The following is a 379-nucleotide window of genomic DNA, read 5'->3' on the forward strand; positions in this document are numbered from 1 at the left end:
GGCCACCGTGACTGCATTGGTCGTCCCGATGACGCTGGTCTCGAGGTCGACGCTGACGCTCGAGGCCGCGATCTGGTAGTTCAGACGGGTGGAGCCGTTGCCGATGATGGTATCGTCGCCGCCGGCGCCGGCGAAGTCGTTGAAGGTGCCGGAGGAGCCGACATTGGTCGCGCCGATCTGGCCAAACCCGGTCGCATCGAACGTATCGTCGAAATTGGTGCCACGAGCGGCCTCGACATTGCGTATCGTGTCGGTACCGACCGTCGCATCGCCGTTCACAATGCCCGCGGCCAGGTGAACATAGATACCCGACGTGGTCGTCGTGTCCGAATTGTAGGTGACCTGGTCGTAGCCGCCGCGGCCATCGATATAGTCGTCG

At 63.1% G+C, this 379-nt stretch carries 1 pseudogene; it reads right to left on the reverse strand.

Annotated elements, in window-relative coordinates:
• Positions 1–379: pseudogene (locus MOV74_RS40425) on the reverse strand (hypothetical protein); the annotation flags it as partial.

This window comes from Bradyrhizobium sp. SHOUNA76, assembly GCF_023006445.1.
GTDB lineage: Bacteria > Pseudomonadota > Alphaproteobacteria > Rhizobiales > Xanthobacteraceae > Bradyrhizobium.